Source organism: Sediminicoccus sp. BL-A-41-H5 (assembly GCF_050632405.1).
GTDB lineage: Bacteria > Pseudomonadota > Alphaproteobacteria > Acetobacterales > Acetobacteraceae > Roseococcus.
This window is the reverse complement of the sequence record NZ_CP192601.1, coordinates 2,616,776-2,636,948: the sequence shown is the minus strand read 5'-3', so window position 1 is coordinate 2,636,948 and position 20,173 is coordinate 2,616,776. Positions and strand designations below refer to the sequence as shown.

17 protein-coding genes are annotated in these 20,173 nt (G+C 71.6%); 5 read left to right on the top strand and 12 right to left on the bottom strand.

The window, feature by feature from the left end; all coding sequences use genetic code 11:
* Positions 1-37 precede the first annotated feature (37 nt).
* Positions 38-1,570: a M81 family metallopeptidase gene (locus ACQ860_RS12945; protein ID WP_431303763.1), complete on the top strand. Its 1,533-nt coding sequence runs from the start codon at positions 38-40 to the stop codon at positions 1,568-1,570.
* Positions 1,571-1,576: 6 nt separating this feature from the next.
* Here the strand turns inward: ACQ860_RS12945 and ACQ860_RS12940 are convergent, their stop codons facing one another.
* The 5 genes from ACQ860_RS12940 to ACQ860_RS12920 form a co-directional block, all read right to left on the bottom strand.
* Positions 1,577-2,434, bottom strand: coding sequence for an alpha/beta fold hydrolase (locus ACQ860_RS12940; protein WP_431303762.1), 858 nt, complete (start codon positions 2,432-2,434; stop codon positions 1,577-1,579).
* Positions 2,434-3,342 carry an allantoinase PuuE gene (locus tag ACQ860_RS12935; RefSeq protein WP_431303761.1) on the bottom strand — a complete coding sequence of 303 codons (909 nt, stop codon included), beginning with the start codon at positions 3,340-3,342 and terminating at the stop codon, positions 2,434-2,436. Before ACQ860_RS12935 ends, ACQ860_RS12940 begins: the two co-directional genes overlap by 1 nt.
* 73 nt (positions 3,343-3,415) lie before the next feature.
* The gene (locus ACQ860_RS12930; protein ID WP_431303760.1) at positions 3,416-3,682 is read right to left on the bottom strand and encodes a hypothetical protein; all 267 of its coding nucleotides are present in this window, start codon (positions 3,680-3,682) and stop codon (positions 3,416-3,418) included.
* A gap of 217 nt (positions 3,683-3,899) precedes the next feature.
* Complete coding sequence (locus ACQ860_RS12925; RefSeq protein ID WP_431303759.1) at positions 3,900-4,337, bottom strand: CBS domain-containing protein; 438 nt, start codon at positions 4,335-4,337, stop codon at positions 3,900-3,902.
* Between the two features lie 239 nt (positions 4,338-4,576).
* Positions 4,577-6,334, bottom strand: a complete 1,758-nt coding sequence (locus tag ACQ860_RS12920) for a glucan ABC transporter ATP-binding protein/ permease (protein WP_431303758.1) — start codon at positions 6,332-6,334, stop codon at positions 4,577-4,579.
* Positions 6,335-6,478: 144 nt separating this feature from the next.
* Between ACQ860_RS12920 and ACQ860_RS12915 the strand changes: the two genes are divergently transcribed.
* Positions 6,479-7,483: a Bug family tripartite tricarboxylate transporter substrate binding protein gene (locus ACQ860_RS12915; RefSeq protein WP_431303757.1), complete on the top strand. Its 1,005-nt coding sequence runs from the start codon at positions 6,479-6,481 to the stop codon at positions 7,481-7,483.
* Positions 7,480-8,466, top strand: a complete 987-nt coding sequence (locus ACQ860_RS12910) for a Bug family tripartite tricarboxylate transporter substrate binding protein (RefSeq protein WP_431303756.1) — start codon at positions 7,480-7,482, stop codon at positions 8,464-8,466. The genes ACQ860_RS12915 and ACQ860_RS12910 overlap by 4 nt, the downstream gene beginning before the upstream one ends.
* 66 nt (positions 8,467-8,532) lie before the next feature.
* Here ACQ860_RS12910 and ACQ860_RS12905 read toward each other — a convergent pair whose 3' ends face one another.
* Positions 8,533-9,045 (bottom strand): hypothetical protein, encoded by a 513-nt coding sequence (locus ACQ860_RS12905; RefSeq protein ID WP_431303755.1) that lies wholly within the window; start codon positions 9,043-9,045, stop codon positions 8,533-8,535.
* Positions 9,046-9,169: 124 nt separating this feature from the next.
* Between ACQ860_RS12905 and ACQ860_RS12900 the strand changes: the two genes are divergently transcribed.
* Entirely contained in the window at positions 9,170-10,135 is a 966-nt protein-coding gene (locus tag ACQ860_RS12900; protein ID WP_431303754.1) for a Bug family tripartite tricarboxylate transporter substrate binding protein, read from the top strand.
* A gap of 15 nt (positions 10,136-10,150) precedes the next feature.
* A complete protein-coding gene (locus tag ACQ860_RS12895; RefSeq protein WP_431303753.1) occupies positions 10,151-10,594 on the top strand; it encodes a VOC family protein in 444 nt (147 codons plus the stop codon).
* 550 nt (positions 10,595-11,144) lie between these two features.
* Here ACQ860_RS12895 and trxA read toward each other — a convergent pair.
* From trxA to tsaE, 6 genes are read right to left on the bottom strand one after another with little or no spacing between them, the layout of a single operon-like run.
* A complete protein-coding gene (trxA, locus tag ACQ860_RS12890) occupies positions 11,145-11,474 on the bottom strand; it encodes a thioredoxin TrxA (protein WP_213612301.1) in 330 nt (109 codons plus the stop codon).
* A gap of 54 nt (positions 11,475-11,528) precedes the next feature.
* The gene (gene addA, locus ACQ860_RS12885; protein ID WP_431303752.1) at positions 11,529-15,014 is read right to left on the bottom strand and encodes a double-strand break repair helicase AddA; all 3,486 of its coding nucleotides are present in this window, start codon (positions 15,012-15,014) and stop codon (positions 11,529-11,531) included.
* Positions 15,011-18,016: a double-strand break repair protein AddB gene (gene addB / locus ACQ860_RS12880; RefSeq protein ID WP_431303751.1), complete on the bottom strand. Its 3,006-nt coding sequence runs from the start codon at positions 18,014-18,016 to the stop codon at positions 15,011-15,013. The genes addA and addB overlap by 4 nt, the downstream gene beginning before the upstream one ends.
* Entirely contained in the window at positions 18,013-18,753 is a 741-nt protein-coding gene (locus ACQ860_RS12875; RefSeq protein WP_431303750.1) for a nucleotidyltransferase family protein, read from the bottom strand. Before ACQ860_RS12875 ends, addB begins: the two co-directional genes overlap by 4 nt.
* Positions 18,750-19,685: an aminoglycoside phosphotransferase family protein gene (locus tag ACQ860_RS12870; RefSeq protein WP_431303749.1), complete on the bottom strand. Its 936-nt coding sequence runs from the start codon at positions 19,683-19,685 to the stop codon at positions 18,750-18,752. Before ACQ860_RS12870 ends, ACQ860_RS12875 begins: the two co-directional genes overlap by 4 nt.
* The gene (gene tsaE, locus ACQ860_RS12865) at positions 19,682-20,116 is read right to left on the bottom strand and encodes a tRNA (adenosine(37)-N6)-threonylcarbamoyltransferase complex ATPase subunit type 1 TsaE (protein ID WP_431303748.1); all 435 of its coding nucleotides are present in this window, start codon (positions 20,114-20,116) and stop codon (positions 19,682-19,684) included. The genes ACQ860_RS12870 and tsaE overlap by 4 nt, the downstream gene beginning before the upstream one ends.
* Between the last annotated feature and the right edge of the window lie 57 nt (positions 20,117-20,173).

The window sequence follows — 20,173 nt, the reverse complement described above, 5'->3', positions numbered from 1 at the left end:
TCCACTCGGCGGGCCGCGTCCATCGGGGGGTCCACACATGTCGCCACGCATCGCCATCCTTGGCCTCCATCTGGAGGCCAACGCTTTCGCGCCGCCCACGTTGCATCAGGATTTTCTGCGCCAATGCCTGGCGCGGGGGGAGGAGATCACCCGTCTGGCCCGCGCGCCCAACCCGCCCCTGCCGGCCGAGATCCCGGGCTTCTACGCCCGCATGGACGCGACGGGCGACTGGACGCCCTGCCCCATCCTGATGGCCGCCGCCCCGCCCGGCGGGCCCATCGAGCAATCCGTCTTCCTCGACTTCCTGGATGAGATGCAGCGCGGCCTGGCCGCCGCCCTGCCGGTGGACGGCGTCTATGTCGCGAGCCATGGCGCGAGCAGCGCGACGGGCGACGAGGACAGCGACGGCACCATGCTGGCCATGATCCGCCGCCTCGTCGGGCCGCGCGTGCCCATCGTCGTGACGCATGACCTGCATTGCAATGTCAGCGAGCGCATGATCGAGCAGCTGGACTGCTTCATCGCCTATCGCACCAACCCGCATGTGGACATGGCCGCGCGCGCGGCGGAGGCCGCCGATGCGATGCGTGAATTGCTGGCGGGCGAGAAGACCGCCCGCGCCTTCCTGCGCCTGCCGCTCACGCCGCCCTCCGTCACCCTGCTGACGGCCGAGGGCCCCTATGCCGACCTGGTGCGCGACGCCGAGGCGCTGATGGCGAGCGACCCCGCCATCCTGAATGCCAGCGTGACCGGCGGCTTCACCTTCAGCGACCTGCCCAAATGCGGCATCACCGTCACCGTCACCGCGCGCAATGCGGACATGGGTGCGGCGAAGCGCGCCTGCGCGCAGCTTGCGCGCCGCGGCTGGGCGGAGCGCGCGCGCCACACGCGGCGGCTGCTCTCCATCCCCGAGGCGACGGAACTCGCGCTGAAGGCCGGGCGTGGCGAGGTGGAGCCGGTGATCTATTCCGACGCGGGCGACAATCCCGGCGGCGGCGGGCGCGGCAGCACCGCCTACACGCTGCGGGCCCTGCATGAGGCGCGGGTGCCGGGCGTGGTGCTCGGCCTCTTCGTGGACCCGGCGCTGGCGGCGGAAGCCCATGCGCTGGGTGAGGGCGCGCATTTCCACGCCGTCTTCAACCGCGTCGAATCGGAGTTCTCGAAGCGCTTCGAATCCGGCGCGCGCATCCTGAAGCTGACGGATGGCGACGGCGTCGGCCGGCGCGGCACCATGAAGGGCCGAACCTTCCAGCTCGGCCCCACCGCGCTGCTGGAGCTGGATGATTCGGGCATGAAGGTCGTCGTCATCAGCCTGCGTCGGCAATGCCATGAGCCGCGCACGCTGGAGATGCACGGCATCGACATCGCCGCCGCGCGCGTGGTGGTGGTGAAGAGCCGCGGCCATTTCCGCGCGGGCTTCGACGAGTTCTTCCCGAATGAGCGCATCCATGAGGTGGACAGCGCGGGCCTGACCAGCCCGGTCCTGACCAACTTCAACTGGAAGCGCCTGCCCCGCCCCACTTGGCCGCTCGACCCGGAGGCGGTCTGGAACGATCCGGGCTGGAACTGAGCGCCCTCAGCCCAGCCGGCTGAAGAAGCGCGCGATCTCGGCCGCCGCGCGGTCGGGGTCTTCGCGATGCGGGAAATGGCCCACGCCCTCGAACATGGCGAGGTCGAGATCCGTGAAGGTCTCGTGCAGCCGGTCGGTCCAGGCAAAGGGGAAGATCGGGTCGTGCTCGGCCCAGCGGATGCAGGTGGGGAGCGTGATGGGCGGCAGCGCGGGCGCCTGGCCCTGCATCATCGCGATGCGCCCGGCATGGGCGGCGCGGTAATAGGCGAAGCCGCCCTCGAGGTTGCCCGGCGCCAGGAAGTTGTCCACGAACACTTCCAGCACCGCGTCGAAGGCGTGTTTCCGATGCGACCAGTGGCGCAGGAAATGCCCGAAATAGGCGCGGCACGCATCGCGCGAGGCGCCGACGAGGGCGGGCGCCATCTGCATCTGATGGAAGGACTGGTACCAGATCTCGTTCAGCCGATCGGGCGCGCCCATGCGCGCGCCGATGCCGGGATAGACGAAGTCGAAGAAGAAGAGGCCCGTGATGCGTCCGGGCGCCAGCCGCGCCAAGGCCTGCATCACGGCGCCGCCCACGTCATGGCCGACGACACCCACGCGCGCGATGCCCAGCGCATCGAGGATCGCGAGGAGGTCCGCCGCATGCTCCGCCGCGCCATGCGGCCCATCCGGCTTGTCGCTCGCGCCGAAGCCGCGCAGATCGGGCGCGATCAGCGTGAAGCGGTCGCCCAGGCGTTGCATCACCGGCTCCCAGGTCAGCCAGAATTCCGGCCAGCCATGCAGCAGCAGGAGCGGTGGCCCCTCGCCGTGGCGCGCGACATGGAAGCGCGCGCCGTTCGCGGCGAGGGTGAGGTGTTCCATCACGGCGCCTTGTAGGGGTGTGTGGCCATCCAGTGCCTGGCGATGTCCACGCGCCGCGTGACCCAGACATCGCGGCGCGCGGCGATATGATCCAGCACGCGCTGCAACCCCATGGCCCGCGCCGGGTGGCCGATCAGGCGCATGTGCAGGCCGATGGACATCATCTTCGGCTGGCCCTTCGCACCCTCCTCGTAGAGCATGTCGAAGGCGTCGCGGATGTACGAGAACCAGTCATCCGAGGTGCCCATCCAGCCGGCATATTTTCCGTCATTGTTCGTCAGCGAATAGGGCACGACGAGATGCGGCCTGCCCTGCACCGTCTTCCAGATCGGCAGTTCGTCGCCGTAATAGTCGCTGTCATAGAGGAAGCCGCCTTCTTCCACGACGAGGCGGCGCGTGTTCACGCTGGGTCCATAGCGGCAATACCAGCCATCTGGCCGGTGACCGACCGTCTTCTCCAGACTGGCGACGGCGAGGCGGATATGTTCGCGTTCCTCCGCCTCGTTCAGCTCGTAATGCTTCACCCAGCGCCAGCCATGCGAGCAGACATCGAAGCCGCTCTCGCGGATCGCGGCCGCCGCTTCCGGGTTGCGCTCCAGCGCGAGCGCGCAGCCGAAGACCGTCATCGGCAGGCCACGCTCCTGGAAGAGGCGCATGAGCCGCCAGAAGCCGACGCGGCTGCCATATTCGAACATGCCCTCGGCCGCGAGGTCCCGCCCGGAGCGGATCTCGTTGCGGCCATGCGCCTCGGTCAATCCGGTTTCGGTGAAGCCCTCGCCATCCTGGATGGAGGGCTCGGAGCCCTCCTCGTAGTTCATGACGAAATTGACCGCGATCTTGGCGCCGCCCGGCCATTGCGGATCGGGGGGCGTGCGGCCGTAGCCGATGAAGTCGCGCTGCTCAGACATGTGGCCTCATGCTCGGGATGCTGCTGCACCCGAAGCATGGGCCAAGCCAAGCCGCCCCGGCTAGGGGGGGCCGTTACAACGGGTAGTCGCGTTCCGGTTCCACGCCCGCCGCCGTGATGAGCTTGCGTAGGCGCATCACCTGGTCGCCGGCGATGGAATGCGTGCCCAGATGCACGCTGTCCTGCGCGCCCTTGAGCGTGATGCGGACGGCGCCGCTGCCGCTGGGGTGCAATTCCGCGCCCATCTCCTCCAGCAGGTGCTCGACCGCCTTCGGGTCGAGATTGTGGTTCAGCGGGTGCGCGAAGATGCCGTGCAGGACCTTGCGGTGACGGTGGTTCATTCTGTCTCATTCTCCCGAAGCGAATGCCGCATCGAAACACGGCCCTCGCCCGGGCGCCTTGCGACAGGTCAAAGCCCTGCCGGGAGGATGATTCACCGCTTCGGCCTTTGCCTCAGCGGATCATGCCCTGGATCGTGACCGGCTGACGCCGGATCACCATCCAGCCTTGCTGAGAGGATGATTCACCGCTTCGGCCTCTGCCTCAGCGGATCATGCTCTACCCTGCCGTGGCGACGTAGTGCTTCAGCTCCTCGGCCTCCAGCTCGGCCTCGGCGATGCGGGCCTTCACCAGGTCCCCGATCGAGACCATGCCGGCCAGGGTGCCATCCGCCTCCAGCACGGGCAGGTGCCGCACGCGCCGGTCGGTCATCAGCCGCAAGGCTTCCTGGATCGTGCTTTTCGGCGTGACGGTGTGCAGGACGCGCGTCATGAGCTGGCCCGCCGTCATGCGCGTCACCGCCTCGCCCATGCCAGCCAGGGCGCGGACGATGTCACGCTCGCTGACGATGCCGAGCACCGCGCCATCGCCTTCCACCACCAGCACGGCGCCGATGCGGTGTTGTGCGAGTGTGCGGGTGATGGAGGCGACGCCGTCGCCCGTACGGACCGAGATGACCTGGCTGCCCTTGCCGCGCAGGATGCTGGAAATCACCATGGTGTTTCTCCCTCTCCTCGAAGGGGAAGGCTGCACCCCGCACGCGAGGGTTGCAATGAAATCCCGTGCTGCGATGCAGTATACTGGGTGCCCTCGAACGCCGGGCGTCCGCGTCCGCGTCCGCGGCCTTGGCTTCGGGATGCTGAAGCATCCCGCCGCGCCTATCCGGCGCGGATTCTCGCAGCGTGCGCTTGCGTCTCGCTTGTTGCGCCGGATGCAAGTTTCCCGGCGCGTGCTCCCTACTCGCTCGTCCCGGTGAGCTGCGTCTTCACCAGATCCGCGAAGCGCCCGCCTTGCGCCAGCAGCGCCTGGAAGTTGCCGCGCTCGACGATGCGGCCCTGGTCGAAGACCAGGATCTCATCCGCGTCGCGCACGGTGGAGAGGCGGTGCGCGATGATGAAGGTCGTCCGCCCGGCCATCAGGGCGCGCAGCGCCTTGGCCACCTTCGCCTCCGTCGCGGCATCCAGCGCGCTGGTCGCCTCGTCCAGGATCAGCACCGGGGGGTCCTTCAGCAGCGCGCGCGCGATGGCCAGGCGCTGGCGCTGCCCGCCGGAGAGCGAGGCGCCGCGCTCGCCCACCATCGTGTCGTACCCGTGCGGCTGGCGCATGATGAAGTCATGCGCCTCGGCCATGCGGCAGGCGCGCTCGATGTCGTCCTGGGTGGCGTCCGCGCGGCCGACCAGCAGGTTGTCGCGGATGCTGCGGTTGAACAGCATGCTCTCCTGGAAGACCACGCCGATGTTGCGGCGCAGGCTCTCCAGGCTGATGTCGCGCAGGTCCACGCCATCCAGCGTGATGCGCCCATCCGTCGGGTCCCAGAGGCGTTGCAGCAGCTGCATCGAGGTCGTCTTGCCCGCGCCCGTGGTGCCCACCAGCGCGATGGTCTGGCCGGGATGCGAGGCGAGGTCGATGCCGTTCAGGATGCGGCCGCTGTTGGGGTAGGAGAAGCCCACGCCCTCGAAGCGCACATGCCCCTCGGCGCGGCCCATCTCGGTCGCGTTCGGCTTTTCCGGCACGGTGCTGACGGCGTCCAGCACCTCGAAGAACTGCTTGAGCGCCGGCGCCTGGAACAGCATGTGCGAGACGAAGGCGACCGCCCCCTCGAGCCGCGCCACCAGCAGCGTGGCGAAGCCCATGAAGCTCACGATGTCGCCCACGCTCGCCTGGCCACGCAGATGCAGCAGCGTGCCCAGCATGAAGATGAGGATGACGGTGATGGTGCTGGCCGCGCGGGAGAGCACGTTCACCAGCGCCCACCAGTTCAGCACCGGGAACTGGTGGTCCAGCACCTGGCGCATGATGTCGCCGAACATCTTCGCCTCGCTGTTGAGGCGCGTGAAGGACTGTACGACGACGACGTTGGAGAGCGCATCCTGCGCCGAGCCCGCCAGCTCGGTATGGAACTGCTCCACCTGCATCTGCGCCGTCTGCGTCTTGCGGATCACCAGCGTGGTGAGGATGGTGAAGACGACGACGAGGCCGATCAGCAAAAGGCCCAGCCGCCAGTTCAGGAACATCGTCAGCGGCAGCAGCACCAGCGCGCCAATGAAGGTGATCAGGTGCTCGCGGAAGAAGGCGAGCCAGAGGCCGAAGAGGTTGTCGCACCCCATCAGCATCACCTTCATCAGCCGGCCGGACTGCACGTCGCCATGGAATTCCAGCGGCAGCGCCAGCACGTGCTGGAAGTATTTCGACATCATGGTGAGGCGGTTGCGATGCGCCATCCGGTCCGCGAGCAGCGAGACGGCGACGTTGCAGCCGATCGCCGACAAGCCCACCGCGGCCCAGACGCCCAGCAGCACGAAGGCCTCGGCCCAGACGCTGCTTTCCTCCATCCGGTCGGAGCGGGCGAGGAGGTCGATCACCCGGCCGAAGAGCACGGGCTCCAGGAATTGCAGGCCGGCCAGCGCGATGGCGGCGGCGGTCAGCCCGAGGGCCACCTGGCGGTCTGGCTTCAGCAGCGCCAGGACGCGGATGTAGATGCGGACGAAGTCCATCGGCTTGTGATCCTGCGGGCGTATGGGAACGCCTGTAGCAACCGCACGGATGCGCGCAAGTCCGCTCCGCCGCCCCTTGAAGCATGGCCGCCCCTGGGCCAGTCTCATGAACAAACAGAAACACTGGGAGTTCGTCCAATGCGCATGAATCGTCGCGGCCTCCTGGCCGCCAGCCTTGCCATGCCTGCCCTCGCCGGCACGGCCCAGGGCCAAGGGGCGGGGGCGGCCTGGTCGCCGACGCGGCCCATCCGCCTGATCGTCGGCTTCACGCCGGCCGGCACCACCGACATCGCCGCCCGCATCCTGGTCGAGCCCCTGTCGCAGCGCCTGGGGCAGCAGGTGGTGATCGAGAACCGGCCCGGCGCCGGGGGCAATGTGGGCGCCGATGTCGTCGCCAAGGCCGACCCTGACGGCCACACCATCCTGATGCAGACGGTGAGCGCGGGCGCCATCAACTACCAGCTCTATGGCGCGCGCATGCCCTACAAGCCCGAGGATTTCGCCGGCATCAGCCTCGTCGTCCGCGTGCCCAACGCGATCTTCGTGAATCCCAATGTCCGCGCCAATACGCTGGCCGAGCTGGTGGCGCTGGCCCGCGCCAATCCGGGGCGGATGAACATCGGCAGCAGCGGCGTCGGCACCTCGCTCCACATGACGGGCGAATTGCTGAAGCTGGCCGCCGGCATTGACCTCACCCATGTGCCCTTCCGCGGCGCGGGCCCGATGATGCAGGAGATCATCGCCGGCCGCATCGAGGTGGGCGTGGACAACCTGCCCTCCGTCATCGGCCATCTGCGCGAGGGGCGGCTGCGCCCGCTCGCCGTCACCACCGCCACGCGCAGCCCCTCGCTCCCCAATGTGCCGACCACGGCCGAGGCGGGCTTCCCGGCGGTGGAGGCGACGGCCTGGTTCGGCCTGGCGGGCCCGGCGCGCATGCCGCGCGCGGCCATCAACCGCATCAATGCCGAGGTGGAGGCCATCCTGGCCGACCCGGCGGTCTGGCGCCGCTTCGACGAGCTGGGCGGCATGCGCGCCGACCTCGCGCCCGGCGGCGGCAGCACGCCCGAGACCTTCGACGCCTTCATGCGGGCCGAAGTCGCCAAGTGGAGCGAGGCGGTGCGCAAATCCGGCGCCACGGTGGAAGGGTGAGCACCCTTCCCCGCCGCGCGGTCCTCGCCGCGCCGCTGCTCGCCCCGGGCCTGGCGCGCGCGCAGCCTTGGGCCCCGACGCGGCCCTTGCGCCTCGTCATTCCCTTCCCGCCTGGCGGGACGACGGACCTGATCGGCCGCATGGTCGCCGAGCGGCTGGCGCCCAGGCTCGGCCAGCCGGTGGTGGTGGAGAACCGGCCGGGCGCCGGCGGCAACATCGCGGGCGAATTCGTGGTGCGCGCCGAGCCGGACGGGCAGACGCTGTTCTTCACCTCGATCGGCACCGGGGCGATCAACTACGCCGTCTATGGCGCGCGCATGCCCTGGCGGCCGGAGGAGATGGCGGCCGTCGGGCTCGTCACCCGCATGCCGAACGTGCTGATGGTGGCGAACCGCCTGCCGGTGCGGACCATGGCGCAATTCCTCGACTTCGCGCGCGGCCGCCAGGGCGAGATCACCTATGGCACCGCCGGCATCGGCAGCAGCCCGCATGTCTGCATGGAACTGCTGGGCCAGCTCACCGGCATCCGCTTCGTGCATGTGCCCTTCCGCGGCTCGGGCCCCATGCTGACGGAGCTGATGGCCGAGCGCGTGGATTGCGGGATGGACAACATCCCCTCCGCGCTGCCCTTCATCCGTGACAACCGGCTGCGCGCGCTGGGGATGAGCGGCGCGACCCGCAGCCCCGTGGTGCCCGACGTGCCGGTGATCGCCGATTCCGTGCCGGGCTTCGAGGCGACGGCCTGGTTCGGCGTGCAGACCGGCGCCCGCGTGCCGCGCCCGGTGATCGAGCGCATCGGCGCCGAGCTGGACGAGATCACGCGCGACGCCGCCTTCCGCGCGCGGCTGGCGGAATTCGGCGCCGAGGGGCCGGGCCTCACGCCCCAGGGCGGCACCACGCCCGCCACCTTCGAGGCCTTCATCGCGGCCGAGATCCGCAAATGGGGCGGCGTGGTGGAGAAGGCGCAGGTGCGCGTCGAATAGCCGACCCGGCTTTCGACGAGCGGCTGATTCACGCCTTGGGTGATGCCACCCAAGGCGATCAGACGCTCACATCATCTCGATGAGGATGCCATCCGCGCCCACCTGCGCGGCCAGGCCGGTGCGGTTCGGGATCAGATGCAGCCGGACGCCCGCGGTGTTCTGCAGCCAGATCCCGCCGCGCATCTGCGTGCCCGGGACCACCAGCCCGGCCCGCGCCTGGCCGTAGAGGCCAGGGAACTGATCGATGCTGGTCATGTTGAAGACGCTGCCGATGGCGCGCACCCGCGCCATGCCGACGCCGCCCGCGCCCAGGCCGCGGACGCGGAAGCGATGGGTGCGCCGCTCGAAGGTGACCGTGCCCGAGCCCCAGGCGACCTGGCCGATGAAGCCCACCTGCCAGTTGTTCATCTCGACCCGGCCGACCGCCCGGCCAGCCGGCGCCTCGGCCGGGGGCGCGGGTGGCGGGGCGTGATGCGGGGCGGCGACGGGCTCGGGCGGCGTCTCGGTGGCGCAGGCGGCGAGGCCAAGCGACGGCAGGGCGGCGAGCCACAGGCGGCGGTTCAGGATGGCGTCGGGCATGGCACGGTCTCCCCCAGGGTGCAGCCAAGCCTGCGCCGGTCCTGGGAGGTCCGCCAGTCCCGTCTGCTGTCCCGTCCGGGCGAATCTGTGTATCGAGCGTCCCAAATCATCCTGGAGATTCGTCATGCTGACCCGCCGCGCGGCCCTGGCGCTGCCTGCCCTGATCCCTGCCTCCGCCCTCGCGCAGCCCTGGGCGCCGACGCGCCCCGGCCGCATCATCGTCCCCTTCACCGCCGGCGGCGCCACCGACGTGACGGCGCGCATCATGGCCGAGCGCCTCTCAGCCCTGCTCGGCCAGAACTACGTGGTGGACAACCGCCCGGGCGCCGGCGGCAATGTGGGCGCCGAGATGGTGGCCAAGGCCGACCCCGACGGCCACACGCTGCTGATGGGCACGATCGGCACCATCAGCATCAACCAGTTCCTCTATCCGCGCCTGCCTTTCGACCCGCAGCGCGACTTTGCCTCGGTGGCGCTGATCAACCAGGTGACGAATGCGGTGGTGGTGCATCCGAGCGTGCAGGCCCAGAGCTTCCAGGAGCTGCTGGCGCTGGCCCGCCGCCAGCCCGGGCGCCTCAACTACGCCACGCCGGGCAACGGCACCTCGGGTCACATGTCGGGCGAGTACCTGAAGTTCCGCACGCAGGTGGACATCAACCACGTGCCCTATCGCGGCACGGGCGCGCTGATCCCCGATCTGCTGGGCGGCCGCGTCGAGATCGCGGTGGACAACCTGCCGGCCTATATCCCGCACATCCGCGAGGGGCGGCTGCGCATCCTGGCGGTGACGAGCCGGGACCGCTGGTTCGCCGTGCCGGATGCGCCGACGGTGCAGGAATCGGGTGTGCCGAGCTTCGAGGCGGTGGCCTGGTTCGGCCTGCAGGCCCCCGCCCGCACGCCGCGCGCCGCGCTGGACCGGCTGACCGCGGCCTGCGTGGAGATCTGCGCCGAGCCCGCAACCATCGCCCGCTTCCGCGAGTTGGGGGCGATGGCCTCGCCGCTCGGCGGGGCCGAGTTCGATCGCTTCATCGCCGCCGAGAACGACAAGTGGCGCGAGGTGGTGCGCGTCGCCAATATCAAGCTCGAGTAGCGCGAGGATGATCCGATGGCCGCCGAGGAACCGCTGAGCCCCTATCTCGTCGTGGCGGATGCCAAGGCGGCCATCGCCTTCTACCAGGCTGCTTTCGGCGCCGAGGAGCTGTTCCGGCTGCTGGACCGCAAGACCGGCCGGATCGGCCATGCCGAGCTGCGCGTCCAGGGCGCGCTGCTGATGCTGGCCGATTCCTTCCCGGAATACGGCACGCGCACGCCGGCGGATCTGGGCGGCACGCCGGTGCGGCTCTCGCTCACGGTGCCCGATGTGGACGCGGCGGCGGCCCGCGCCGAGGCCGCCGGCGCCACCATCACCCGCCCGCCGACCGACGAGTTCTACGGCGCCCGCTCCGCCAATCTGACGGACCCTTTCGGCCATAGCTGGATGTTGACCCGCATGATCGAAGAGGTCACGCCCGAGGAGATGCAGCGGCGCTGGGATGCCATGACGGAGTGAGGGGCGCCGGTAGCACCGGTCCGACTGGCCATAACCGATCAGGACCGGCAGCGCGCTCCGAGGATCCGGGCCGAATAGGCCCGGCGCAAAGCTTCAGCATCCCGAAGCCAAGCGCGCGGATGCGGCTGCCCGACGCCTGAGGGCCCAACAATCCAGTATGCGAGGCGAATAGCCGAGCCGGGACGCTTCAGCTTTGCGAAGCCAAGCGCGCGGATGCGGCTGCCCGGCGCTTGAGGGCCCAACAATCCAGTGTGCGAGGCGAATAGCCGAGCCGGGATGCTTCAGCTTTGCGAAGCCAAGCGCGCGGATGCGGCCGCCCGGCGTCTGAGGGCCCAACAATCCAGTGTGCGAGGCGAATAGCCGAGCCGGGATGCTTCAGCTTTGCGAAGCCAAGCGCGCGGATGCGGCCGCCCGGCGTCTGAGGGCCCAACAATCCAGTATGCGAGGCGAATAGCCGAGCCGGGATGCTTCAGCATCCCGAAGCCAAGCGCGCGGATGCGCGCGCCCGGCGTCTGAGGGCACAAAAAGACTCAGCTTCCAAACGCGCCTTTCAGGCGAGTTTGGAAGCGATCCAATCCTTCATCTGGCCCTTGGGCATGGCGCCGACCTTGGTATCCACCGGCTTGCCGTCCTGGAACAGGATCATGGTCGGGATGCCGCGGACCGAATAGGTGTTGGGCGTCATCGGGTTGTCGTCGATGTTGACCTTGGCGACGGTCAGCTTGCCTTTGTACTCGGTGGCGATCTCGTCGAGGATCGGCGCCACCATGCGGCACGGGCCGCACCATTCGGCCCAGAAATCCACGAGCACGGCGCCTTTGGCCTCCAGCACGTCGGTCTTGAAGGTCTCGTCGGTCACGGCCTTGGTCACGTCGCTCACAGGGGCCTCCTCCAGAATCAGGTCGCGGTAAGGTTGTATCATGGGCGGTTCAGGTCAAGCGGTCCCGGATTGCTCCCCTGGGGCTGGCGCAAAAGCGTCCAGCAGGGTGTCGGGCAGCGGCATGACCTGGGCGCCATAGGTCCAGATCAGGCTGCAATCCACCGGGCGGCCGGGAAAGGCAAGACGCAGCACGGCACGATAGGCGGCCATCTGGCGCAGATAGGCGGACGGCGCGGCCTCGGCCAGGGTGGGTGGCGGGCGGTTGCTCTTGAAGTCGAGCAGGGTGATGCGCCCAGGCGTGATGAGCAGCCGGTCCACCTGGCCCAGGATCAGGCGGTCGCCCACGCGGCCGGCCAGGGGGGCCTCGGCCAGGCTGCCGGGGCCGAAGGCGGCGGCGATGGCGGGGTGAGCCATGACGCCCAGCGCCTCGGCCAGGATCTCGGCCTGTTGCGCGGCGTCCAGGCCATGGCCGGGGCGGGCCAGGAAAGCGCGGCCGGCCGATTCGCGCTCGGCTTCCGGCAGTTCGGGCAGGGATTGCAGCAGCGCATGGATCAGGTTGCCGCGCCGGAAGCGCCGGCCGAGCGGATCGCCTGGCGCGTGCGGGGCGGCGGCCGGTACCTCGGCCTCCTGGTCCTCCATGTGGGAGGGCGTGGCGATTCCCGGTGTGGCGATGGCGCTGGCCGGCATGCGCGCCCAGGCTGGGAGGGCGCGCGCGGCCGCCTCGGCGGCGCGGCGCGGCTCGGGCCGGCGCGGATCGGTCTGGGGCGAGCCGAGGCTGAGCATCGGGCCAGGCGCGAAGCCGTCGGGGTCGCCGCCCCATTCGGCCGGGTCGAAATCGCGCTCGACCACGCCGGGCAGGCGCTCGAAGCCGGCCTTGATCTTCTCGTACCAGCAGTCTGGCGCGGGGGCCTTGCTGCCATGCCAGCCGCAGATGATCAGCCGGTCCTCGGCGCGGGTGAGCGCCACATAGAGCAGGCGGTTGGCCTCCTCCGCCTCCAGCGCCGCCTGGCGCGCCTCGGCCGCGGCATAGGCGGGGGCGTTGAAGCCGCTGCGCTTGGGCGCCCAGAGAGGGAGTTCCTCCTCCGTCCAGCGCAAGCCGGATTTCTGCGGCGGGATGGCGGCGGTGTCAGGCAGGATGACGATGGGCGCCTCCAGCCCCTTCGCGCCGTGCACGGTCATCACGCGCAGCATGTCGGCGCCCGGATCGGCCTCGCGCTTCACGGTGGCGCTGGAGCGGCGCAGCCAGTGCAGGAACCCCTGCAGCGAGGCGGGGTGCGCGCGCTCATGCGCCATGGCGGCGGTGAGGAGTTCGTCCAGCGGGTCCGCCGCATCGGGGCCGAGGCGCGCCAGCAGCCGGGCGCGGCCGCCGCGCTCGCCCAGGATCTCGGCGATCAGCGCATGGGCGGGCACATGATCGGCGCGGGCGGTCAGTGCGGCGAAGAGGTCGGCGGCGCGGCCGGTGGGCGTGGCGGCGCCGCGCTCGGCCATCAGGCGCGCATGCAGCGTGCCCGGGCGGTTCCAGGCGAGCGCGAAGAGGTCGTCATCGGAAAGCCCGAAGATCGGCGATTTCAGCGCGGCGGCGAGCTGCAATTCATCCTGCGGCAGCAGGATGGCGTCGAGCGTCGCCAGCACATCCTGCACCGCGATCTGCTCGACCAGCACCATGCGGTCCACGCCGCCCACCGGCACGCCGCGTTCCTTCAAGGCGCGGACCAGCAGGCCCAGGAAGGCGTTGCGGCGGCGGACCAGCACCAGGATGTCCCGCGCGCGGATCGGCCGGCCCTGGGCGGGGTCGGAGTCGCAGCGGGAATCCAGGCGGCCATGCGCGATCATGTGGGCGATGCGCGCGGCCAGCGTGGCCGCGAGCCGTGCATCGGCGCCGGTCTCGGCCATCGGCGCCTCGGGCACGTCCCAGGCGGGTGGGTCCTCCGCCTTGGCCTGGGATTGCAGTGGCCAGAGCTCGACCATGCCCGCCGCGCCGGCGCGATCGGGCAGGTGGCGCAGGATCTGGCCGGGGGCGACGACGCCCTCCCGGGCCGGACCCTCGGCGAAGACGGCATCCACCAGCGCGAGGATGGGCGGGGCCGAGCGGAAGGAGACCTCGAGCGGGACGGAGCAGAATTCCTGCCCGGCGGCGCTGACGGCGGCGCGGAACTCCGCCTCGGCGCGCGGCAGGCCGCCGGCATCGGCGCCCTGGAAGCCGTAGATGGATTGCTTGATGTCACCCACCGCGAAGATGGTGCGCGGCGCCTCGTTGGCGCGGGTGCCGGTGCCCGCGAAGAACTCGCCCGAGAGCGCGCGGGCGATGGCCCATTGCGCCGGATTGCTGTCCTGCGCCTCGTCCAGAAGGATGTGGTCGAGGCCGCCATCCAGCTTGAACAGCACCCAGGCGGCGCCTGGGTCGTCCAGCAGCTTGCGCGCGGCCTGGATCAAATCGTCATAGTCGAGCCGCCCCATGCGCTGCTTGGCGGCCGCGAAGCGGCGCAGCACGGGGATGCCCAGCACGAGCGCGGCCTCGGTGGAGCGCAGCAGGGCCAGCGCCTCCCATTGCGCATCCATCCGCTGGATGCGCTCCCCCTCCGGGATCATGACGGCCAGCGCCTCGGCCTGGCCGGGAGCGCCGAGCCCACCCTTGGTGGCGAGGTTCTTCTCCGCCTTGACCTTGCCGTCCTTGGTCAGGAAGACACCGCGCCATTCCTCAAGGGCCGCGACACGTGCATCCGCTTCGCCGAGGGCGAGGAAGCGCCGCATCGCGGCCCCGCGCTCCTGGTCATTGGCATTGGTGCTGTTCACGAGCTGCGCCGCGACGCGGGCCAGGCCGCGCTCATCCGCCGGCGTCGCCGCCTCGCGCAGGAGTTCTCCCTCATCCGCCTCGGGGTCGAGGCCGAGGCGCTGCGCGATTTCCGCCACCAGCATGGGCAGCCCCCCCAGCGCGCCGAGCCCGGCCTGGAGCATGGGTTCGGAGTGCCGCAGCTCGCTCATCACCTGGCCGAGCCCGGCGGCGTTGCTGAGCGCGGCCAGCCGCTCCAGCGCGGGGCTTTGCGGCAGCTCCACCTCGCGCGCGCCGGCGAGCTGGGCGTTGGTTTCCAGCTCCTCCAGCACGGCGAAGCCCGGCGGCAGCCCGGCTTCCAGCGCGAAGCCGCGCAGCAGGGATTGCGCGAAGCTGTGCAAGGTGGCGATCCGCATGCCGCCCGGCAGTTCCAGCACGGCGGCGAAGCCGGCGCGCGCACGGGCGATCTCCTCGGCTTGCGGCGGGCGTTGCAGCAGCGCGCGCAGCTCGGCTTCCAGGTCGGCGGGCGTGGCCACGGCCCAGCGGCCGAGGCGGGCATTGAGGCGCGTGGCCATCTCCGCCGCCGCCGCCTTGGTGAAGGTGAGGCAGAGCAGGCGTTCGGGCCGTGCCCCGCCCAGCATCAGGCGCAGCAGCCGGTCGGTCAGCAGCTTCGTCTTGCCCGAGCCGGCCGAGGCGGTGACGAAGGCCGAGACGGCGGGATCGGAGGCTTCCGACTGCCGGGCTTCGGCGATGGCGCGCGGGCTGGTCATGCGCCGTCCTCCGCCTCGGCCGACCATTCGGCGGTGCGGGCCAGGTGCTGGAAATCCCCCGTGGCGCGGCGGCGCGGATGCGGATGGGCGATGAAGGCGGCCTCGCCCACCAGGAAGCGGTCGGCCAGGGCCTGCAGGGCGGCGGCGGCGTCCGCGATGGTGGCGGGCAGGTCATCGAGCTTCAGCGGCTTCACCTCGCCCGGCTGGTCGGCGCCGGTCAGCCGCCAATACTCCAGCGCGCCGACGGCGGCGGCGGGCACCCCCTCGAAGGCGCCCTGCTCGGCCAGCCAGGCCTCCAGCGGCAATTGGGGCGCGGTGCCGGCCTGGACATCGCCCTTCGAGGGCACGGTGCCGGTCTTGTAGTCGAGGATGCGCAGCGTGCCGTCCAGCCGGCGGTCCACGCGGTCTGCCCGGGCTTCCAGGGTGACGCTGCCACCCGGGCGGCGCAGCGTGGCGCGGGCTGTCACCTCGGCCCAGGTGGCCAGAAGCTGGTCGCGCTGCTGCGCCTCCAGCCCGCGGATGAAATGGCCGATGCGGGCGAGGCGCGGGGCCCAGAGGGCTTCGACGGCGGGGCGCAGCGCGGCACGCTTCAGCGCGCGTGCGGCCGCCGCCTCCCAGAGCGGCGCCGCGGCGCCCTCACCCGGCCAGGCCTGGGGCAGGCTCGCGAGGAAGCGATGGATCGCGGCATGGACCATGTTGCCGTAATCCGGCGCGCCCGGCTCCTGCTCCAGCGGGTCGAGGGCCGAGAGGTCCAGGATGCGGCGGGCGTAGAAGGCGTAGGGGTCGGCGATCAGCATCGCCACATCGCTGACCGTCACGCGCTCCGGCCGCGCGGCGAGCGGCGGGCGCGGTGCCGGGCGCGGGCAGGGACGGATCTCGGCGGGTTCGTCCAGCAGCCGCGCCCATTCGGCGCAAGGCTCGGGCGCGAGGCGCAGGCCGGACTGGCCCTGGAGAAACACGTCGAGCCGCGTCAGCCAGCGCGCCGGCACGGCCGGGCTGCCGCCGCGCCGCGCGGCGCGGGAGAGCACGGCGCGGCGTGAGCCGGCGGCGGTGAGCAGGAAATCCGCCGCCACGCGGCCGATCCGCAATTCGGGCGAGGGCAGGCCGAAATCCCGCCGCATGGGCCGGCTCATCCAGGGGCCGGGGTCGCTCGCCTGGGGCCAGATGGTCTCGTCCAGCGCGCCCAGCACGACCAGGTCGAAATCCAGCAGCCGGGCTTCCAGCAGGCCCAGGATCTCCACCTGCGGGTGAGCCGCGTCGCCGCGCCCGCGCGAGATGCGGGCCGCCTGGGTGGTGCCCTGGGCGAGCGCGGCCTCGAAGAGGCCGGGCCAGTCGGCTGGCGCGATGGGCGGCAGCGCGGCCATGGCCGGCGCCATGGCGGCGAGATGCCGCGCCAACGCCTCGCCCTCGGCCTGGGCGTAGAGGCGCAGGCCGCCGGGCAGGCTCGGCGTGGAGGCCAGCGCCTCGGCGGCGGCCAGGTGTTCGGACAGCAGGTCGGCCGGCGGGCGTGGGGGCGATGGCGGCAGGGACGTGAAGGGGCCGAGTCCGGCCTCCAGCGCATCCAGCAGGGCGGCGAGGCGTGGTTCGGGCTCACGCAGGCTGGCGATGGCGGCCCGCAGGCCGGCGAGGCCCGGCCCGGGCGAAGGGCCGCGCAGCGCCACGCGCTCCAGCGCCTGGCTGGCGGCGAGCCACTCGGCCCGCTCCATGTCCCCCGCGCAGAGCGGGTGCTTCAGCACCGAGAGCAGCGCAACCGGCCCGCATTCCCCCGCCGCCAGATGCGCGATGAGGCGCAGGAAGGCGCCGGGCGGCGTGTCGGAGAGCGGCTGGCCGGCGCTGTCATCGGCCAGGATGCCATGGCGCGGCAATTCGGCGGCGACGCGGCGGGCCAGGTCGCGATCCGGCGTGACCAGCGCGGCCCGCGCACCCGGCGTTTCCAGCGCGCCGCGCAGGGTCAGCGCGATGGCGGAGGCCTCATGCTGCGCGTCGCTCGCCTCGATCCGGCTGAGGCGAGCGAGCGCATCATGCCAGCGGGCGGGCTCGGGCCGCTGCCAGGGTTCGAGATGGCCGGCGGGCAGCATGGCCACGCCCAGCAATTCGGCAATGCCATCCGGCCCGGCCGGCACCCAGGGCGCGGCGTCGGCGAGGCTCGCACCCATCCGGTCGAGCATGGCGCGCTGCCCGGCATAGGGGTGCGTCGGCGCGTCGCGCAGTGCCTCCCAGGGCAGGGCAGCGGTCGCGGGGTCCTCGCCGGGCAGCACGACGAAGCCTTGCGGCAGGCGGGTGGCGATGACGCGCAGCAGGTCGGCCGCCGCCGGCACGGTGCCGCCCATGCCGATGCCGGCGGCGATCACGGCACCCTCGGGCGGCGCCTCCTCCCAGGCGACGCGCTGGGCGCGCAGGGCGAGGACGCGCCGGACGCCGATGTCGAGCAGCCCCTGTTCGGTCAGCCAGAGCTGCCATTCCTGCACGATGCCGCGCAGGAAGGTGGTGGTGATCTGCCAATGCTGGGCCAGCGCCTCCGGGGCCAGGGCCTCCAGCCGCTCCAGCCAGCGATGGCCGAGCAGATCGGGATCGTCGGGGATGATCTCCGCCTCTTCGAGGGCTATCTCGTCCAGCAGCTTGCCGAGTTCCATCCCCAGCGCCCAGGCATGCTCGGCGCTGGCGGGGCCGCCCATCTCGCGCGGGAGGCGGCTGGCGAAGCCGGCCAGCACGGCCTGGCGGCGCAGCGGCTCGACGGCGGGGGGCAGGCGCAGCAGGGCGGGCAGCGCCAGTTCGTCCGCATCCTCGGTGGAGAGGCCGGCGAGCGCGCGCATGCGGGGCAGCAGCAGGGCGGGGGTCTCGGCCTCGCGCAGGAAGGTGGCCTGGAGCGCGCGGGCGGCGCGGCGGGTGGGCAGAAGGATGGTGGCGGCGGCCAGCGCCTCGCCCGCGCCGAGCCGCGCCAGCGTGCCGCGCGTGAGCGCCGGCAGGAAGGCCTGGTCCGGCGGGATGGCGAAGAGCTTCAAAGCCAGTGGCTCGACGGCCCCTGGCGCAGCCGCCGCTCGGTGCGGGTGAGGTCGCCGGGCGTGGAGAGGTGGAACCAGGCGCCGTCATGCACCAGGCCGAACAGGCGCCCGGCCTCGATGGCGCGGTCATAGCAGCGGTTCAGGCTGAAGCGCCCCTCGGGCTCGGGCGCGACCAGCGCGGGGGCCATCACCTGCACGCCGCCAAACAGGTAGGGCGCGATCTGGTTGGGCGCGGGGCGGCGCAGGCGGCCTTCCGCGTCCAGGAAAAAATCGCCGCGGCCCACCTCGCCCTCGATGCGCGAGGTGCGGATGAGCAGCAGCAGCGCGTCCATCCGAGCGGGATCGAAGTGGCGCGCGAGGAGCGTCAGGGCGGGGGTGGGGCCGTCCAGCCAATAGGCATCGCCATTCACCACGGCGAAGGGGGCCTCGCCCAGGCGCGGCAAAGCACGCCGGATGCCGCCGCCGGTTTCCAGCAATTCGGGCTCCAGCTGCAGGCCGATGCGGGGCGGCGTGCCTTCGCGCGCGGCGACGGCGGCGGCGACCTTCTCGGCGCACCAATGCGCGTTCACCACCACCTCCTCCACGCCGGCCAGGGCCAGCCGGTCCAGCGCGTGGTCGAGCAGGGAGCGGCCGAGCAGGGGCAGCAGCGGCTTGGCCGTCTCGGCCGTCAGCGGCCGCATCCGCTGGCCGAGGCCGGCGGCCAGCACCATGCCCTTCTCCATTTTGGGCTTCATCATGGGTTGCGGCGCCTTTCCGGCGGCACATGCGCATCGAGGAAGCGGGCCAAGGGCAGGGTGGCCGGATGTGCCAGCGCGCGGGCCAGAAGCGCCCAGCAGCGCGGCCCATGCTGGAGGTAATGCGGCTTGCCGTCCCGCCGGTCGAGCCGGACCCAGAGGGCGGCCACGCGCAGATGCCGCTGCGCCGCATGCACCGCCATGGCGGCGCGGAAGGTGTCGGCCTCCAGCTCGGGCCGCTGGGCGAGATAGGCGCTGACCACCGCCTCGCGCAGGGCCGGGTCCACGTCCCGCCGCGCATCCTCGACCAGCGAGACCACGTCATAGGCCGGGTGGCCGGTCGCCGCGTCCTGGAAATCGATCACCGCCATGCCGCGCGGCGTGGGGATGAGGTTGGCGGGGAAATAGTCGCGATGGACGAAGCCCTCGCCGGCGAAGGGGCCGAGCATGGCGGCGAGGGCGGCGGCCAGGCCCTGGCGCGTCTCGTCCGGGCAGGGGGCGCCGAAGCTGGCGGGCCACCACCAGTCGCAGAAGGTGGCTTGCGTCGCGCGGATCATCGCAGCCGCGTCCCAGGCGGGGAGCCCTTTGGGCGGCGGGCTGGCATGCAGCGTGACCAGGCTGCGCGCGGCGTCGAAATAGAGCGGCGCGGGCTCCGCACCCGCATCCAGCGCGCCCGCCATGCTGGCCGCGCCCAGATCCTGCACCAGCGCCGTGTTGGTCGCCGGCTCCACGCCGATCACGCCGGGGGCCGGCACGCCCAGCGCCTCCAGATGCCGCGCCACGCGGAGGAAGGCGTCGAGATATTCGGCGCTCGGCGTGCGCATCAGCAGGGCCGGGCGCGGGCCGCCGGATAGGCGGGTGTAGTGCTTGCTGGCATCGGCCTGCAGCACCTCCTGCCGGGCGGTGGCATAGCCATGGGCGTCGAGCAGCGTCACAGGCGATCCTCCCATCCCGTCAGCCGGGCGTGGCGCGCATCCTCCTGGGCACCCGGCTTGAGCTCAATGCGCAAGGCGCCCTGGGGTGTCAGGCGGCCCAGCCGCTCGGGCCATTCCACCAGCACGATGCCTGACCGCGCCTCGTCCCAGCCGAGTTCCAGCAGGCCATCGGGGCCGGTGAGGCGGTAGAGGTCGAAATGATGCGCCGCACGGCCGCCGGGCAGGTCATAGCTCTGCACCAGGGTGAAGGTGGGGCTGGGCACCTCGAGCGCCGGATCGCCGGCCGCCGCGCGCAGGAAGGCGCGGGCCAGGGCGGATTTGCCGGCGCCGAGCGGGCCTTCCAGCAGCAGCGCGTCGCCGGCGCGGGCCAGGCCAGCGAGGCGGGCGGCCAGGGCCTCGGTGGCGGCCAGATTCTCCAGGGTCATCTCCATGCCCGCCCATCTTGCCGGGCCGGCGCGAGTCCCGCAAAGGCGAAGACTGGACGCACC

Excerpts from the sequence above, each read along its gene's own strand:
- ACQ860_RS12945 (WP_431303763.1), top strand. The coding sequence starts at position 38 with ATGTCGCCACGCATCGCCATCCTTGGCCTCCATCTGGAGGCCAACGCT.
- ACQ860_RS12940 (WP_431303762.1), bottom strand. The coding sequence starts at position 2,434 with ATGGAACACCTCACCCTCGCCGCGAACGGCGCGCGCTTCCATGTCGCG.
- ACQ860_RS12935 (WP_431303761.1), bottom strand. The coding sequence starts at position 3,342 with ATGTCTGAGCAGCGCGACTTCATCGGCTACGGCCGCACGCCCCCCGAT.
- ACQ860_RS12930 (WP_431303760.1), bottom strand. The coding sequence starts at position 3,682 with ATGAACCACCGTCACCGCAAGGTCCTGCACGGCATCTTCGCGCACCCG.
- ACQ860_RS12925 (WP_431303759.1), bottom strand. The coding sequence starts at position 4,337 with ATGGTGATTTCCAGCATCCTGCGCGGCAAGGGCAGCCAGGTCATCTCG.
- ACQ860_RS12920 (WP_431303758.1), bottom strand. The coding sequence starts at position 6,334 with ATGGACTTCGTCCGCATCTACATCCGCGTCCTGGCGCTGCTGAAGCCA.
- ACQ860_RS12915 (WP_431303757.1), top strand. The coding sequence starts at position 6,479 with ATGAATCGTCGCGGCCTCCTGGCCGCCAGCCTTGCCATGCCTGCCCTC.
- ACQ860_RS12905 (WP_431303755.1), bottom strand. The coding sequence starts at position 9,045 with ATGCCCGACGCCATCCTGAACCGCCGCCTGTGGCTCGCCGCCCTGCCG.
- ACQ860_RS12900 (WP_431303754.1), top strand. The coding sequence starts at position 9,170 with ATGCTGACCCGCCGCGCGGCCCTGGCGCTGCCTGCCCTGATCCCTGCC.
- ACQ860_RS12895 (WP_431303753.1), top strand. The coding sequence starts at position 10,151 with ATGGCCGCCGAGGAACCGCTGAGCCCCTATCTCGTCGTGGCGGATGCC.
- addA (WP_431303752.1), bottom strand. The coding sequence starts at position 15,014 with ATGACCAGCCCGCGCGCCATCGCCGAAGCCCGGCAGTCGGAAGCCTCC.
- ACQ860_RS12875 (WP_431303750.1), bottom strand. The coding sequence starts at position 18,753 with ATGATGAAGCCCAAAATGGAGAAGGGCATGGTGCTGGCCGCCGGCCTC.
- tsaE (WP_431303748.1), bottom strand. The coding sequence starts at position 20,116 with ATGGAGATGACCCTGGAGAATCTGGCCGCCACCGAGGCCCTGGCCGCC.